Here is a 13953-nt window from a genome sequence, read left to right on the forward strand (position 1 = left end):
ATGCAGTAAATGAAGGTCGAAGTCCTCACCCCGTCGTGCAACCTCGACACCGTCCGCGACGGGCGCGGCGGCATTTTCACCTGGGTCCCGCCCGAACCACTGCTCGAGTTCAACCTGATCTACATGCACCCCGGCAAGGTGCGCGGCCTGCACTACCACCCGCATTTCGTCGAGTACCTGCTGTTCGTCGAGGGCAACGGCGTGCTGGTGACCAAGGACGACCACGAGGACCCGGACTGCCCCGAGGAGTTCATCCACGTCGGCAAGGGCATCTGCACCCGCACGCCGATCGGGGTGATGCACACCGTGTACTCGATCACCCCGCTGACGTTCGTCGCCATGCTGACCAAGCCGTGGGACGAGTGCGATCCGCCGATCGTGCAGGTGGCGCCGCTGCCGCACACCTTGGAAGGCAACGGCGCGTGAACGCCGCGACCGGACAGCGAAGCCACGCAGGAGCATGCCGGCCCGGTATGCCCGGCCCCCGTGCGCGCCGATGGAGTCTCGTGACTCCTGGAAGGGACTCGAGGTGAGCCGGTTACGTGTGGCTGTGGCGGGCGCCGCCGGATACGTGGGCTCCGCGCTGGTGGAAGCGCTCGAGCGGAGCGGCCGGACGGAGGTGGTGCCGGTGCTGCGCGCCGACCACGAACGGCATCGCACGGCAGGTCGCTACGACGTGCTGATCAATGCCGCCTGCCCGTCGAAGAGGTTCTGGGCCGAACAGCATCCCGAGGAAGACCGGCGGGAGACGGTGGACAAAACGCGCTTGCTGCGTGAGCAGTGGCGCTGGGAGCGGTTCGTGCAGATCAGCAGCATCTCCGCGCGCGCCCAGCTGGACACGGTCTACGGCCGCCATCGCGCGGAGGCGGAGCAGCTGTGTTCTGGCCCCGACACGCTCGTCGTGCGGCTCGGCCCGATGTACGGCGGGGACTACCGCAAGGGCGTGCTGGCGGACATGGCCGCCGACCGTCCGGTGTTCGCCAGTGGCCGCTCACGGCAGAGCTTCGCCCCCGTGGACTGGTGCGCCGAGTGGATCACAGGCCACCTCGGCGACACCGGACTGCGCGAGGTCGGCGCACGCACCACCGTGACGCTGTCCGAGGTGCGCGACGCGGTGGGCTCGCACTCGCCCTTCGCCAAAGACTATGTCGACGACCAGTTCCCGATCACCGCCACCGGCCCGGACTGGCCGGAGGCGGCGGCGGTGATCGACTGGCTGGCCGGGCGGAGGGTCAGCGGTGCACCGGCGAGGTGACGCGATGCCTGCTGGGGCGCAGGTACTTCTCCGCGCACAGCGTGAGCAGGAAACGCACGCTGGTCGCCACGTCGCGGGTGCGCATCTTGGACGCGCCCGCGGTGCGGTTGAGGACGTGGATCGGCACCTGCTCGATCCGGAAGCCATTCGTGGCGAGAATGTAGAGACTTTCGAAGAAGAAGGAGTAGCCGGTCGATCGGACGCGATCGAAAACCGCCACCGGAACGGCGTCCAGCCGGTAGTATCGGAACGCGCCGGTGGCATCGTAGGGCATCCGCAACAGTGTCACGGTCAGAAAATGCCCGACCCGGGTGAGGATCTTGCGGAAGGGAGTCCAGTCGGCCAGGCTGTCCTCTTTCAGATACCGCGATCCGACCACGACGTCGAACCCCGCAGCGGCGGCGCGCAATGCCGGAAGATACGACGGCGGATGCGCGAAATCGGAATCCATCGTGATGATGTGCGCATATCCCTGCGCGTAAGCCCAGCGGATACCGGCCTGGTGTGCGGAGCCCACACCCTGGCGACCGGCCCGGTGCAGCACATGGATGCGGGGCGCGTGCTGTCGGGCCAGCTCATCGAGCAGATCTCCGGTGCCGTCCGGGGAATTGTCGTCGACGAACAGGACGTCGAAATCGGAGCCCTGTTCCAGGATCTGAGCGAGCAACGGGCCCACGTTGCGACGCTCGTTGTACGTCGGAATCATTACCAGAGTTTTTTCGGAGGCCGCGCTCATGCAATCGAATTCTAATACCGGCGGCGACCGAAAGATAGGTATTGCCCGCTTTTTTGCGACCCGATAGTCTCGGGGTTGGAGGTTTGATGAGAAAGGCGCTGATAACCGGCATCACGGGCCAGGACGGGTCTTATCTGACGGAATTCCTGTTGCAGCAAGGATATGAGGTGCACGGGATTATCCGGCGTGCCTCGAATTTCAATACCGATCGGATAGACCACCTGTATTCCGATACGCATTCCCAACGCCGGCTGTTTCTGCATTACGGGGATCTCATGGATTCCAGCAGTCTCAACCGGATCCTGGAGGACGTGCGGCCGGCCGAGATCTACAACCTGGGCGCGCAGTCGCACGTGCACATCTCGTTCCAGATCCCGGAGTTCACCGCGGAGACCAACGCGATCGGCACGCTGCGCATCCTGGACGCGATCCGCAAGACCGGCATCGCGACCCGGTTCTACCAGGCCTCGTCCTCCGAGCTGTACGGCGGGCTGCACGACGTGGCGCTGAGCGAGCAGACACCGTTCCATCCGCGCTCGCCGTACGCCGTGGCGAAGCTGTACGCGTACTGGATCACGGTGAACCACCGCGAGGCCTACGGCATGTACACGGTCAACGGCACCCTGTTCAACCACGAATCACCCCGGCGCGGAGAGGTTTTCGTGACCCGCAAGGTGACTCGCGGCGCGGTGCGCATCGCGCAGGGCAAACAGGACAAGCTCTATATCGGCAACCTGGACGCCCGCCGGGACTGGGGATACGCCAAGGAGTACGTCGAAGCGATGTGGCTCATGCTGCAACAGGCCGAACCCGACGATTACGTCATCGCCACCGGCGAGACACACAGCGTGCGTGAGCTGTGCGAGACCGCCTTCTCGGCCACCGGTGTCGAATTGGTCTGGGAAGGAACAGGTTTGGCGGAGAAGGGGATCGACCGGCGGACGTCGCGGGTGCTGGTCGAGGTCGATCCGACCTATTTCCGGCCCGCCGAGGTGCATCATCTCACCGGTGATCCGAGCAAGGCGCGCGAGAAGCTCGGATGGGAACCCCGTACGAGTTTCACCGAACTGGTCGAGTTGATGGTCGCCCACGATATGGAGAACGCGTGACGCAAGCAGTGGCGGTGCAGGCCTGCCGGGTGTGCGGGAACACCCGGCTCGAGTCGGTGGTCGATCTCGGCACCATGGCGTTGACCGGGGTGTTCCCGGCCACCGATCCGACCGAGGTGCCGCGCTACCCGTTGGAGTTGGTGCGCTGCGTGCCCGAGAGCAGCGCGGAGTGCGGGCTGGTGCAGTTGCGCCACACGGCCGATTTCGACGAAATGTATTCCCCCGGCTACGGATACCGCTCCGGGCTGAACCGCTCGATGATCGACCACCTCGCCCACCGGGTGGCCCGCATCCGGCAGCGGGTGCCGTTGTCGCCGCAGGATCTGGTGATCGACATCGGCAGCAACGACGCGACGCTGCTGCGCGCCTACCCCGAAGGGTCGGCGACGATTCTGGGCATCGACCCGCTGGGGGAGAAGTTCCGCCGGTTCTATCCGCCGCACGTGCGGCTGGTGACCGGCTACTTCACCCGCGAACTGGCCGAATCGGTGCTGGAGGGGCGACGGGCCAAGGTGATCACCTCGATCGCCATGTTCTACGACGTGCCGAATCCGCTGGAATTCATGGGCGCGGTGTACGACAGTCTCACCGACGACGGCGTCTGGGTGCTCGAGCAGAGCTATCTGCCCGCGATGCTGGCCACCACCTCCTACGACACGATCTGTCACGAGCACTTGGAGTACTACGCCCTCGACCAGATCGAGTGGATGGCGCGGCGGTGCGGATTCGTGGTGCTCGAGGTGGAACGCAATGCCGTCAACGGCGGCAGCTTCGCGCTCACGCTGGGCAAGCGAGGGGTCGCGTCGGCTGCCGATGCCGCGGTGCTGGACCGGATGCGGCAGGAGGAGTCCGCGCTCGGGCTGCACACCTCCCAGCCATACGCCGACTTCGCCAAACGGGTCGACCAGCACCGCGAGCAGGTGCGCGATTTCTTCGACCGCTCCCGCAAGGCCGGTCTGCGCACGCTCGGTTACGGCGCCTCCACCAAAGGCAACGTGGTGCTGCAGCACTGCGGGATCGGCCCGGAGGACCTGCCGTGCATCGCGGAGGTCAACGACGACAAGTTCGGCAAGTTCACCCCGGGCAGCGCGATCCCGATCGTCTCCGAGACACAGGCGCGGGAGCTGGCGCCCGACCAGTTCTTCGTGCTGCCCTGGCATTTCCGAACCATGATGCTGGAGCGGGAGAGCGCCTTCCGCGCGGCGGGCGGGCGGCTGGTGTTCCCGCTGCCGGAACTGGACGTGGTGTGAGATGACCGTCGTCGTCACGGGCGCGGCCGGGCAGGACGGCACGCTGCTGTCGGACCTGCTCGCCGCGCGCGGCGAACGTGTGCTGCGGATCGGCCGCGCCGGCCCCGTCGACATCACCGACGCGGCCGCGGTCGAGGAACTGATCGCCACCGAACGCCCCGCGCAGGTGTACCTGCTGGCGGCGGTGCAGCACTCCTCGCAGGACGACCACGGCGACCCGCGCGAACTGGCCCGCGCCTCGCACCGGGTGAACACGCTGCCGGTGCACCACTTCGCGGAGGCGATCGACCGGCACCGCACCGGCACCCGGCTGTTCTACGCGGCCTCGTCGCATATCTTCGGCTCCGACGCCGCCGCGGTGTGCGACGAGCGCAGCGGGCTGCGACCGGACTCGATCTACGGCGTGACCAAGGCGGCGGGCCTGCTGACCTGCCGCGCCTACCGCGCCCGGGGCGTCTTCGCGGCGGCGGGGATCATGTTCAACCACGAATCGCCCTTGCGCGCGGAGAAGTTCGTCACCCGCAAGATCGTGCGCGCCGTCGCCCGGATCCAGCGCGGCGAGACCGGCACGGTGGAGGTGGGCAAGGTGGACGCGGGCGCCGACTGGGGATACGCACCGGACTACGTCGAGGCGATGACACGGATCCTGGCCCTCGACGAGCCGGACGACTTCGTCGTCGCCACCGGCGAACACCACACGGTCGCGCAGTTCTGCGCGGCGGCGTTCGGCATGGCCGGACTGGACTGGAACGACCATGTCCGCGAACGTTCCTCGGTGCTCACCCGCGGCAGGCAACCGCTGGCGGGCGACGCGACGAGGCTGCGCGAGCGGACCGGGTGGCGTCCTTCGGTGGATTTCCACGGCATGGTGCGCGCCATGCTCGTCGCCGAGGGCGTGCGCCTGGTGGAGGAATCGAGGCCGGTGCGCACCGGCGGAACGGATGGATGACGTGACCTTGAACGACGAGAATGTCCTCGCCGCCCACTTGATCTCCGTCGCCGACGGCGTCTACGAGGAGACCGCCGCGCGGATCGGCGAGATCGGCACCGAGACCGTCGCCGACGCGGTGCTGAAAGAGATCGCCTGGCGTGCGAACTACGGACCCCGGCCCGGACAACCGGTGACGGCGGTATTCGAGCTGACCCACGAGGGCAAGCAGCTGGACTACCTGCTCACCGTCGGCGCCGACGACCCCGCCGTCGCTCCCGGCACGCTGGAGGATCCGTGGCTGGTGGTGCGGCAGGATCTGGTGGAACTGCTGCGCGCGGTCTACGGCCCGCCCGACGCCGCGCTCGGCACGCGCGCCATCGCGATCAAGGACGAGCCGGGGCCGGGCAGTTTCGCCCCGGACGATCCGTGGCGGCTGGCCCGCGACGCCGCGGCGGTCGCCGCCGACCGTATCGTCACCGCCTGCCGCCCGCACCACTACGACCTCAACGCGCTGTCGCTGCACTTCGGTTCGGACAAGTGGGGCGGGCACTGGTACACCCAGCACTACGAGCGCCACTTCGCACCCCTGCGCGACAGCCGCGTGCGCGTCCTCGAACTGGGCATCGGCGGATACACCGCGCCCGATGTCGGCGGCGCCTCACTGCGGATGTGGAAGCAGTACTTCCGCCGGGGCCTGATCTTCGGGCTGGACTTCTTCGACAAGTCCGGCATCGCCGAGCCGCGCTTGCAACCGCTGCGCGGCGATCAGGGCGATCCGGCGTTCCTCGACGGGCTCGGCAGCTCGCTCGGCCCGTTCGACATCATCATCGACGACGGCAGTCACATCAGCGGTGACGTCATCGCCTCGTTCCAGGCGCTGTTCGCGCACCTGCGGCCGGGCGGGCTGTACGTGGTGGAGGACACCCAGACCTCCTACTGGTCGGGCTGGGGCGGCAGCAGCACCGCCACCAACGATCCGGCCACCACCATCGGCTACCTGAAAACCCTGGTAGACGGTCTGCACCAACAGGAATTCGAGAAGGAATCCGGCCGCGTGGCAGGCGCTTTCGACGACTGGATCGGGGCGCTGCACTTCTACCACAACATCGTGGTGATCGAAAAACGCCGCAATGCCGAGCAATCGGCTCCATCATGGGTGCCTCGGCACACCAATCCGATGGAGTGGATGAAGCCGAAGGAGTGATCGGATGAAGTTTCTTGTCGTGCCGGTGCCCTCGTCGGGTCACCTGCTGGCGATGGTGCCGTTCTGCTGGGCGCTGCGGCTGGCCGGCCACGAAGTGCTGGTCGCCTCGCGCAACGACGTGACGGCCACGGCGCTGCGCTCCGGCCTCAACGCCGTCGAGCTGACCGCGCTGAACGTGCCGATGGACCAGTTGCGCACCCAGGTTAATCCGGGCATGTTCCCGCTTCCGCTGTTCGCCGACCGCGATCAGTCCAGCGGACAGGGCCTGTGGCAGGTCGCCGCGCAGAACTGGCACAACCATGCCCGCCGATACCTCGAGACGTTCGCGGAGGTGGCCACCGACTGGCAAGCCGACGTCGTCCTGACCGATCCGCTGGCCACCGTCGGCCGTGCGCTCGGCGCCGAACTGGATCTGCCGGTCCTGGTGCACCGCTGGGGAATCGACCCCACCGGCGGGCCCTTCACCGAACGCACCGCAGCGCTCGCCGCCGAGGCGGGCACGCGGCTGGCCGATCCGGTGGCGGTGCTCGACATCTGCCCGCCGAGGTTGCAGGCGCCCGACGCCGTGCCGGGCACGCCGCTGGGTTACGTACCGTTCAACGGCACCGGCGCGTTGCCGACGTGGCACCGCGCCGAGCGGGGCCGCAAGCGGATCGCGGTCTGTATGGGCGGCAGCACGCTGGGCCTGACCGGGCCGCGGCCACTGGAGTCGGTGCTCGCGGCGCTCGGCGACATCGACGACGCCGAGGTGGTCGTCGCGCTGTCGGCGCCCGACCGGGCCACGGTCGGTGAATTGCCCGGCCATGTGCGGGTCGTGGAAGAGGTTCCGCTGAACCTGTTCCTGCCCGGCTGCGATCTGCTGGTGCACCACGGTGGCTCGACCACCGGCCTCACCGCGGGGTGGTTCGGGTTGCCGCAACTGGTGCTGCCCCAGATGTTCGACCAGTTCGACTACGCCCGCGGCCTGGTGCGCAGCGGGGCCGGGCTGGCCGCCGAGACGCCCACCGGTCAAGGCGACATCCAAGCGCTGACCGCCTCGATCCGCGCGCTGCTGCGCGAACCCCGCTACCGCGCCGCCGCCGAGCAGATCGGCGCCGACCTGCGTGCCGCACCCGCCCCGGGCGAGGTGGTGGCGCAGGTCGTTCCGCTGCTGGCCGAGCACACCGCAGCAGCGACCAGATAGACCGTCCGCGCGGCCCGAACCGGGCGACGCGGGAACCGAAAGCCGTAGGTGCAGATGATATCCAGGACATGGACCCGGTTCCGGGGTTCACTCGACTACTTCGCCGCGATGTACGCGGTGTTCGTCGTCGGCATTCTCGTCCCCGTCGTGATGATCGCGCTCTCGCTCACCGGCCTACCGGGGCCGGTGACCGCGGTGCTCGGTATCGCGTGCGCGGCGGTGTTGTTCGTGCTGTTCGTGCCGACCGTGCCCGAGGAGTGGCGGCAGGTGATGCGCGGCAAACCGATCGTGGTGCGGGTGCTGTGGAGCGTGGTGATCCTGCTCGTGGTCGCGGTGCTGGCCCGGCTGACGCAGTTCATCCTCGACGCCGACAACGTGGACGCCTCGCTGTCGGCCGACGACGACTTCCTGGTCAAGAAGACCCACCTGTCCGGATACGTCAGCGGCGCGCTCATGGCCGAACACGACCCGGCCGGTCTCTACGACCGTCACCGCTACGAATCGCCCCAGGCGGATTCGGTGCTGCCCGCGGTGACCCCGCAGGATCGCGACGCCTACCTCTACCCGCCGCCGTTCCTGCTGCTGCCGCGGTTGCTGCTGCTGTTCAGCCACGATTTCGCGACGCTGCGCGCGCTGTACTACTCGCTGTACGTGGCGATCGTGCTGGTGGCCATGTTCGCCATCGCCCGCTGGATCGGCGGCAGGCAGGGCGGAGTGCTGGCGGCGCTGACCCCGGTCGTGTGGCTCAGCCTGCCGACGCTTGCGACCTTGCAGATCGGCAATATCCACGTGCTGGTGCTGTACGTCGGTGGCGCGGGGGCCATGGTCCTGTTCCAGCTGCGGCGCAACATCTTCGGCGGCGCGGCGCTTGCATTTGCGATCATCGCCAAGGTGTCCCCGGCGATCCTGCTCGTCTATCTGCTGGTCCAGCGACGGTGGCGGCCCGCGGTGTGGACCGCGGTGTTCGGTGGGCTGTATTCGCTGGCCACGCTGGCGATCTTCGGCTGGGAGCCGTGGCGGCAGTTCCTGTCCGACGGCACCTGGCAGCGGCTGGCCAGCGGGGAATTCCACCAGTTCGTGCTGGTGGAACGGGCCAACCAGCTGGTCAACTATTCGCCGTTCGGGCTGCCGTACAAAGCGAACATCATGGGCTGGGACATCGGCGACCCCGTCGGCCCCGCCCGCGTGATCACCAACGTCTACACCTTGCTGCTGCTGATTCTGGTGGCCGTCACGGCGATCCGCATCCACCGGCGGCTGTCCGCCGGGGCCGAGGGCCCTCGGGTTCGCGCGGAGCAGCTGGCCATCTGGCTGGCGGTGCTGACGCTGGCGTCGTTCCGCGCCCCGTTCGGGCCGTGGGTGTACATCGCCGTCGGCGCGGTGTGGATGCTGGCGGTGTACGCCGGGCTGATGCGCGGCGGCAAACGCACCGTCGCCCTGCTCACCGTGGCCTGGCTGATCATCGCGGTCTACAACGAGAACGTCTACTTCACGCTCGTGGCGCAAACGGTCATCTACGTCGCCTGCTTCGTTGTGGCCTGGCGGGCGAGCGCGGGCACCGAGCCGGAACCCGCGCCGCCGCAGGAAGACACTCCCCGAACCGAACGGGTCGGCGCGGCATGAGCACCTATTGCGTGATCGGCGCGGGCGCGGCCGGTTTGGCCACCGCACGCGAGTTCGCCGCGGCGGGTTTGGATTTCGAGGTGCTCGAAGCGGCCGACGGGATCGGCGGGATCTGGGACGCCCGACGGCCCGATTCACCGGTCAGCCGCAATACCCACGTGATCGCTTCCAAAGGGGTGCAAGCGTTCTCGGGTTTTCCGATGCCCGAGGACTATCCCGACTATCCCGGGCACGAACTGGTGCTGCGCTATCTGCACTCCTACGCCGACGCCTTCGATCTGTGGCCGCGTATCCGGTTGAACACCGCGGTGCGACGCGTCGAGCCGGGCGCGGACGGCTGGTCGGTGACGCTGGCCGACGGGTCGGAGCGACGCTACGCGGGTGTCGTCATCGCCACCGGGCACGACCGTACGCCGCGTCGCGTCGACATCCCCGGCTCGGGCACGGTGCCCGTGCTGCATTCGAGCGAGTACCGCACGCCCGAACAGGTGCTCGGCAAGCGGGTGCTGGTGATCGGGGCCGGGCAGTCGGCGGCCGACATCCTGTCCGACTGCGCGGTCAATGCCGCGCTGACCCTGCACAGCAGCAGGCGCGGGTTCTATTGCATGCCCAAGTACATGCTGGGCCGCCCGACCGACAGCATGCTCCAAGGCCGGATGTGGCGGCCGCTGCGCAAGCGGGCCTTCGAGCGGCTGTTCTCCTACCTGCGCGGCCGCTCCCGCTCGTTCGGGCTTCCGGTGCCCGATTTCGGTGCGGGCATCGTCATCCCGATGCTCGGCGACCAGCTGCACCATCACTACACCCACGGCGACATCACGCCCAAACCGGATGTCACCGCGATCGACGACGACCGGGTGACCTTCGCCGACGGCACCGAGGAGAAGGTCGACCTGGTGGTGCTGGCGACGGGGTTCGTGCCGAACTATCCCGTCGTCGACCGGGCCGAGCTGAACTGGCCGGAGGGCAGCTTGCGACCGGGCTTGTATCTGAACATCTTCCCGCCGCACCCTCGGAACCTTTTCGTGGTCGGGATGGTGCGCCCGATCGGCTCGCACTGGGACGTCTACGAGAAACAAGCCGGACTGGTCGCCGAGTACCTGCGCGCCAAGGCGAGCGATCCCCGCCGGGTCGAGCGTTTCGATCGCGCCGCCCGGGGCCCCCAGCCCGACCTGTATGCCGGGCTGCGGCTCTATCACGCCGACCAGTACCCGCTGGTGGTGGAGAAACAGGACTACGTGAACCAGCTGCGCAAGCACTCCAAGCTCTTGAAGTGAAAGGTCGGACCATGAAAGCACCCGGGCCCGGTCTGGTGGAAACCGGACGCATGCTCCCGAAACTGGCGAAGAACCCGCTGACTACGGTGGGCGCGCTGCTGGACGGCTACGGCGACGTCGTGCGGGTCAAGGCGGGCCCGATGCTGGTCTACCTCGTCGCGGACCCGGCGATGACCGAGTACGTCCTCAAGGACAACTACACCAACTACCGCAAGAGCCCGATCTACGACGAGTTCAGCATCCTGCTCGGCGACGGGCAGCTGACCACCAACAACCTGGAGTACTGGCGTAAACAGCGCAAACTCATCTCCCCGGCGTTCTCCCACTCGCACGTCAAGGGTTTCGCCGACGACATCACCGACAGCGCCGCGGCGATGCTCGACGACTGGGACGCCGCGTCCGGGCAGTTCCGCGACATCTACGACGACTTCGTCAAGCTGCTGCTCGCGGTGACCGGCCGCATCCTGTTCAGCATCGACCTGTCCACCGGCACCACCCAGGTGACCGACGCGATGCGCGCGGCGTTCGCGTTTATCATGAAGCGGGTGAACGCGCCGGTGAAACTGCCGCAGTCGTTCCCGACCCCGGAGGCGCGCCGGGTCGCGCGCAAGGTGGGCGAACTCGACGAGGTGGTGCGCCATCTCATCGATGAACGCCGCCGCGGCGGCGACACCACCGATGTGCTCACCGCGCTGGTGCGCGCCCGCGACGAAGGTGGGCAGGGCATGCGCGAGGAGGACCTGCTCAACGAGATCAAGACCTTGCTCGTGGCCGGGCACGAGTCCCCGGCCAACGCGCTGTCGTGGGCCTGCTACCTGCTGGCCACCCATCCCGAGATCCAGGAGAAACTGGCCGAGGAGGTGCGGACCGTACTCGGCGACCGCACCCCGTCCTTCGCGGATCTGGGACAGCTGAGCTATTGCCGCATGGTGATCGAGGAGACGATGCGGCTGTACCCGCCCGCGTGGATCGTCGAGCGCACGCCCATCGCCGATGACGAGATCGGCGGCTACCACGTGCCGGCGGGCGCGCGAGTCACGTTGTGCATGTACTACATCCACCGCGACAAGCGGCTGTGGGAGGACCCGGAGGAATTCCGTCCCGAGCGTTTCGCCGACGCCGCGGTGGCCGAGCGGCACAAGTTCGCGTTCTTCCCGTTTTCCGGCGGCCCGCGCATCTGCCTGGGCAAGGACATGTCCATGACGGAAATGGTGCTGATCCTCGCCATGACGGTGCAGCGGTTCCGGCTCGAACTCGACGCCACCCACCCGGTGGTGCCGCTGGCGTCGGTGAACCTGCGCCCGGAGTTCGGCATCCGCATCCGCCCGGTCCGCCGCGTCACCGAACCCGCGACGACCTGACGGTGCCGCTGGACGGAGTTCCCGCGCTTGTCCCGCAGCTACAGGTCCTCGAATGACGTCGGCGCCAGCTGGCGAGGAAAGCCGCAGTGCTCACAGCTCGGGGCCTCCGGCGGCGGACAGGATGTCCTCGATGAGGTCAGCGGCGCGCGGCGTGCCGCCCTCGGCCCGGACCGCGGCCTGCAACTGCTTGGATCGGCCGATCCGTTCCGAATCCGTGACCAGGTCGTTCAGCGCCGCGCGGAGGGTCTCGGCGGTCGCGTCGGCGGTGTCCACGCGGCGGGCGACGCCGAGTTCCACGAGCCGGTCGGCGTTCATGAACTGCTCGGCACCCTGCGGCACGGCGATCATGGGGACGCCGGCGTGGAGCCTTCGCCGCAGCCGCCCATGCCGGCGTGGGTGACGAAGGCGTCGGCCTGTTCCAGGATCGCCCGCTGCGGGACCCAGGAGCGCACCTCGACGTTGGGCGGAATGGCGCCGAGTTCCTCCGGGCCGGTGTACTTGCCGATCTGGAGTACGACATGCCAGCCGGGCAGGTCCCCGAAGGCGGCGATGCACTGGCGGTACAACGCCGGTCGGCGGGTGTACGCCGAACCGAGCGAGATCAGCAGCACATAATCTGCGGCCGCCGGACGGGTCCCGCCGCCGGTGTCCGCTCGGCTGTCGAAGCAGGGGCCGACGAAGGTCACCGTGCCGGTGTCGACTCGATCGGCGTGCGGCTGCATCGCGCGCGGGATGAGGGCGATGGCCCGGGCGGGCGGGCCGGAGAACGTGTCCACGTCCGTGGTGGCCGCCCCGCAGTCGGCGAGCCACCGCCCGAACCTGTCCCGGTATGTGTCGGCGCCCGGCAGCTTCCGCAGATGCGCCGCGACTTCCTCCTGGTAGCCGTCCCAGCCGACGAACGTCGGGGACAGCTGCACGAGGGGACGGCCCTGCGCTTCAGCGAGGGCGCGCGCGGCGTAGGCGCCGATGTCGTAGAGGTACAGGTCGGCCGGATCGTCGTCGTAGGCGGCGCGCAGTTGCGGCAGCGCCTGCACGGCGTCGTCGAGGAAGAGGGCCGCCGCGGCGATGGGATCGGTGGGCCAGTCGTTGTCCGCGACGGGCAGCGTGGAGGTGCACGCGACCAGTTCCGCGCCGGTGGACTCGATCCGGTCGGCCACGAACGGGTCGTTGGCGTAGGTGACCCGGTGCCCGCGCGCGACCAGCTCGCGGATGAGCGCGAGGCTGGGCAGGACATGGCTGACGATGGGGATGCCGACCATCGCGATATGGGCGCGGCGAGGGGACATGGGTGACACTCGTTTCTGGCGCGGGACGGGTGCGGGCTCGTTGTCAGGGCCGGTCGATCTCAGCGGCGGCGGCCTCCATGTCGGCGACGGTTCCCGACATGATCGTCCGTATGTGCCTGGTGATGTGCTGCAAAGGCCAGTCCCACCACGCCAGGGCGACGAGCCGGGCGATGTCCGCGGCGTCGTAACGGGTGCGGATGAGCCGGGCGGGGTTGCCCCCGACGATGCCGTAGTCGGGGACGTCGCCGGTGACCACGGCGCCGGCGGCGACGATCGCGCCGTGCCCGATGCGTACACCGGGCATGACCGTGACGCCGTGGCCGAACCACACGTCGTTGCCGACGACCGTGTCCCCCCGACCGGGCAGGTCGGTGATCAGATCGAAGTGCTCTGCCCAGGAGCCACCCATGGTGGGGAACGGAAAGGTGGAAGGGCCGTCCATGCGGTGGTTGGCGCCGTTCATGATGAACCGGGTGCCTGTCCCCAGCGCGCAGTATTTGCCGATGACGAGCCGCTCGGGACCGTAGTGGTACAGGACGTTGCGCGTCTCGAACGCGGTCGGGTCGTCGGGATCATCGTAGTAGGAGAAGTCGCCGACCTCGATCAGCGGCGACTTCACCAACGGCCGGAGCAGGACCACGCGCGGGTGCTCGGGCATCGGGTGCAGCACGGTGGGGTCGGCGGGAACGGGCGGCATCGCGAAGGCGGTTCCTCTCCACTGGATCCTAGAGCGACATCTGT

At 68.3% G+C, this 13953-nt stretch carries 12 protein-coding genes and 1 pseudogene; 10 read left to right on the forward strand and 3 right to left on the reverse strand.

Features of this window, described 5'->3' with window-relative positions; all coding sequences use genetic code 11:
• The first annotated feature begins 9 nt into the window (after positions 1–9).
• Both QMG86_RS15880 and QMG86_RS15885 read left to right on the forward strand, forming a co-directional pair.
• Complete coding sequence (locus tag QMG86_RS15880) at positions 10–426, forward strand: cupin domain-containing protein (RefSeq protein ID WP_039798180.1); 417 nt, start codon at positions 10–12, stop codon at positions 424–426.
• 103 nt (positions 427–529) lie between these two features.
• The gene (locus QMG86_RS15885; protein ID WP_281880431.1) at positions 530–1255 is read left to right on the forward strand and encodes an NAD-dependent epimerase/dehydratase family protein; all 726 of its coding nucleotides are present in this window, start codon (positions 530–532) and stop codon (positions 1253–1255) included.
• Here QMG86_RS15885 and QMG86_RS15890 read toward each other — a convergent pair.
• Positions 1233–1961 (reverse strand): polyprenol monophosphomannose synthase, encoded by a 729-nt coding sequence (locus QMG86_RS15890; protein ID WP_281880432.1) that lies wholly within the window; start codon positions 1959–1961, stop codon positions 1233–1235. The two genes, QMG86_RS15885 and QMG86_RS15890, sit on opposite strands and share 23 nt — an antisense overlap.
• Before the next feature lie 116 nt (positions 1962–2077).
• Here QMG86_RS15890 and gmd point away from each other — a divergent pair, with 116 nt between their 5' ends.
• Genes gmd through QMG86_RS15930 form a run of 8 tightly spaced genes read left to right on the forward strand, consistent with a single transcriptional unit; the run spans position 2078 to position 11926 of the window.
• A complete protein-coding gene (gene gmd / locus QMG86_RS15895; RefSeq protein ID WP_350356395.1) occupies positions 2078–3100 on the forward strand; it encodes a GDP-mannose 4,6-dehydratase in 1023 nt (340 codons plus the stop codon).
• Positions 3097–4350, forward strand: a complete 1254-nt coding sequence (locus tag QMG86_RS15900; protein WP_281880433.1) for a class I SAM-dependent methyltransferase — start codon at positions 3097–3099, stop codon at positions 4348–4350. Before gmd ends, QMG86_RS15900 begins: the two co-directional genes overlap by 4 nt.
• 1 nt (position 4351) lies before the next feature.
• On the forward strand, positions 4352–5299 hold the full coding sequence (locus tag QMG86_RS15905; RefSeq protein ID WP_281880435.1) for a GDP-mannose 4,6-dehydratase: 948 nt from the start codon (positions 4352–4354) through the stop codon (positions 5297–5299).
• A gap of 1 nt (position 5300) precedes the next feature.
• Entirely contained in the window at positions 5301–6485 is a 1185-nt protein-coding gene (locus QMG86_RS15910; RefSeq protein WP_281880437.1) for a class I SAM-dependent methyltransferase, read from the forward strand.
• A gap of 4 nt (positions 6486–6489) precedes the next feature.
• Positions 6490–7668, forward strand: coding sequence for a nucleotide disphospho-sugar-binding domain-containing protein (locus tag QMG86_RS15915; RefSeq protein ID WP_281880438.1), 1179 nt, complete (start codon positions 6490–6492; stop codon positions 7666–7668).
• Positions 7669–7722: 54 nt separating this feature from the next.
• Positions 7723–9291, forward strand: a complete 1569-nt coding sequence (locus QMG86_RS15920; protein ID WP_281880440.1) for a glycosyltransferase family 87 protein — start codon at positions 7723–7725, stop codon at positions 9289–9291.
• On the forward strand, positions 9288–10565 hold the full coding sequence (locus QMG86_RS15925) for a flavin-containing monooxygenase (protein WP_281880441.1): 1278 nt from the start codon (positions 9288–9290) through the stop codon (positions 10563–10565). Before QMG86_RS15920 ends, QMG86_RS15925 begins: the two co-directional genes overlap by 4 nt.
• Before the next feature lie 11 nt (positions 10566–10576).
• Complete coding sequence (locus tag QMG86_RS15930; RefSeq protein ID WP_281880442.1) at positions 10577–11926, forward strand: cytochrome P450; 1350 nt, start codon at positions 10577–10579, stop codon at positions 11924–11926.
• Positions 11927–12016: 90 nt separating this feature from the next.
• Here the strand turns inward: QMG86_RS15930 and QMG86_RS15940 are convergent.
• Positions 12017–13212, reverse strand: a pseudogene (locus tag QMG86_RS15940) (macrolide family glycosyltransferase).
• Between the two features lie 43 nt (positions 13213–13255).
• Positions 13256–13909 (reverse strand): CatB-related O-acetyltransferase, encoded by a 654-nt coding sequence (locus QMG86_RS15945; RefSeq protein WP_281880446.1) that lies wholly within the window; start codon positions 13907–13909, stop codon positions 13256–13258.
• Positions 13910–13953 lie beyond the last annotated feature (44 nt).

It is taken from the genome of Nocardia sputorum (genome assembly GCF_027924405.1).
Taxonomy (GTDB): Bacteria; Actinomycetota; Actinomycetes; order Mycobacteriales; family Mycobacteriaceae; genus Nocardia; species Nocardia sputorum.

Bases quoted from the DNA above. Each gene is read 5' to 3' on its own strand.
- QMG86_RS15880 (WP_039798180.1), top strand. From the start codon at position 10: ATGAAGGTCGAAGTCCTCACCCCGTCGTGCAACCTCGACACCGTCCGC.
- QMG86_RS15890 (WP_281880432.1), bottom strand. From the start codon at position 1,961: ATGATTCCGACGTACAACGAGCGTCGCAACGTGGGCCCGTTGCTCGCT.
- gmd (WP_350356395.1), top strand. From the start codon at position 2,078: ATGAGAAAGGCGCTGATAACCGGCATCACGGGCCAGGACGGGTCTTAT.
- QMG86_RS15905 (WP_281880435.1), top strand. From the start codon at position 4,352: ATGACCGTCGTCGTCACGGGCGCGGCCGGGCAGGACGGCACGCTGCTG.
- QMG86_RS15915 (WP_281880438.1), top strand. From the start codon at position 6,490: ATGAAGTTTCTTGTCGTGCCGGTGCCCTCGTCGGGTCACCTGCTGGCG.
- QMG86_RS15920 (WP_281880440.1), top strand. From the start codon at position 7,723: ATGATATCCAGGACATGGACCCGGTTCCGGGGTTCACTCGACTACTTC.
- QMG86_RS15925 (WP_281880441.1), top strand. From the start codon at position 9,288: ATGAGCACCTATTGCGTGATCGGCGCGGGCGCGGCCGGTTTGGCCACC.
- QMG86_RS15930 (WP_281880442.1), top strand. From the start codon at position 10,577: ATGAAAGCACCCGGGCCCGGTCTGGTGGAAACCGGACGCATGCTCCCG.
- QMG86_RS15945 (WP_281880446.1), bottom strand. From the start codon at position 13,909: ATGCCGCCCGTTCCCGCCGACCCCACCGTGCTGCACCCGATGCCCGAG.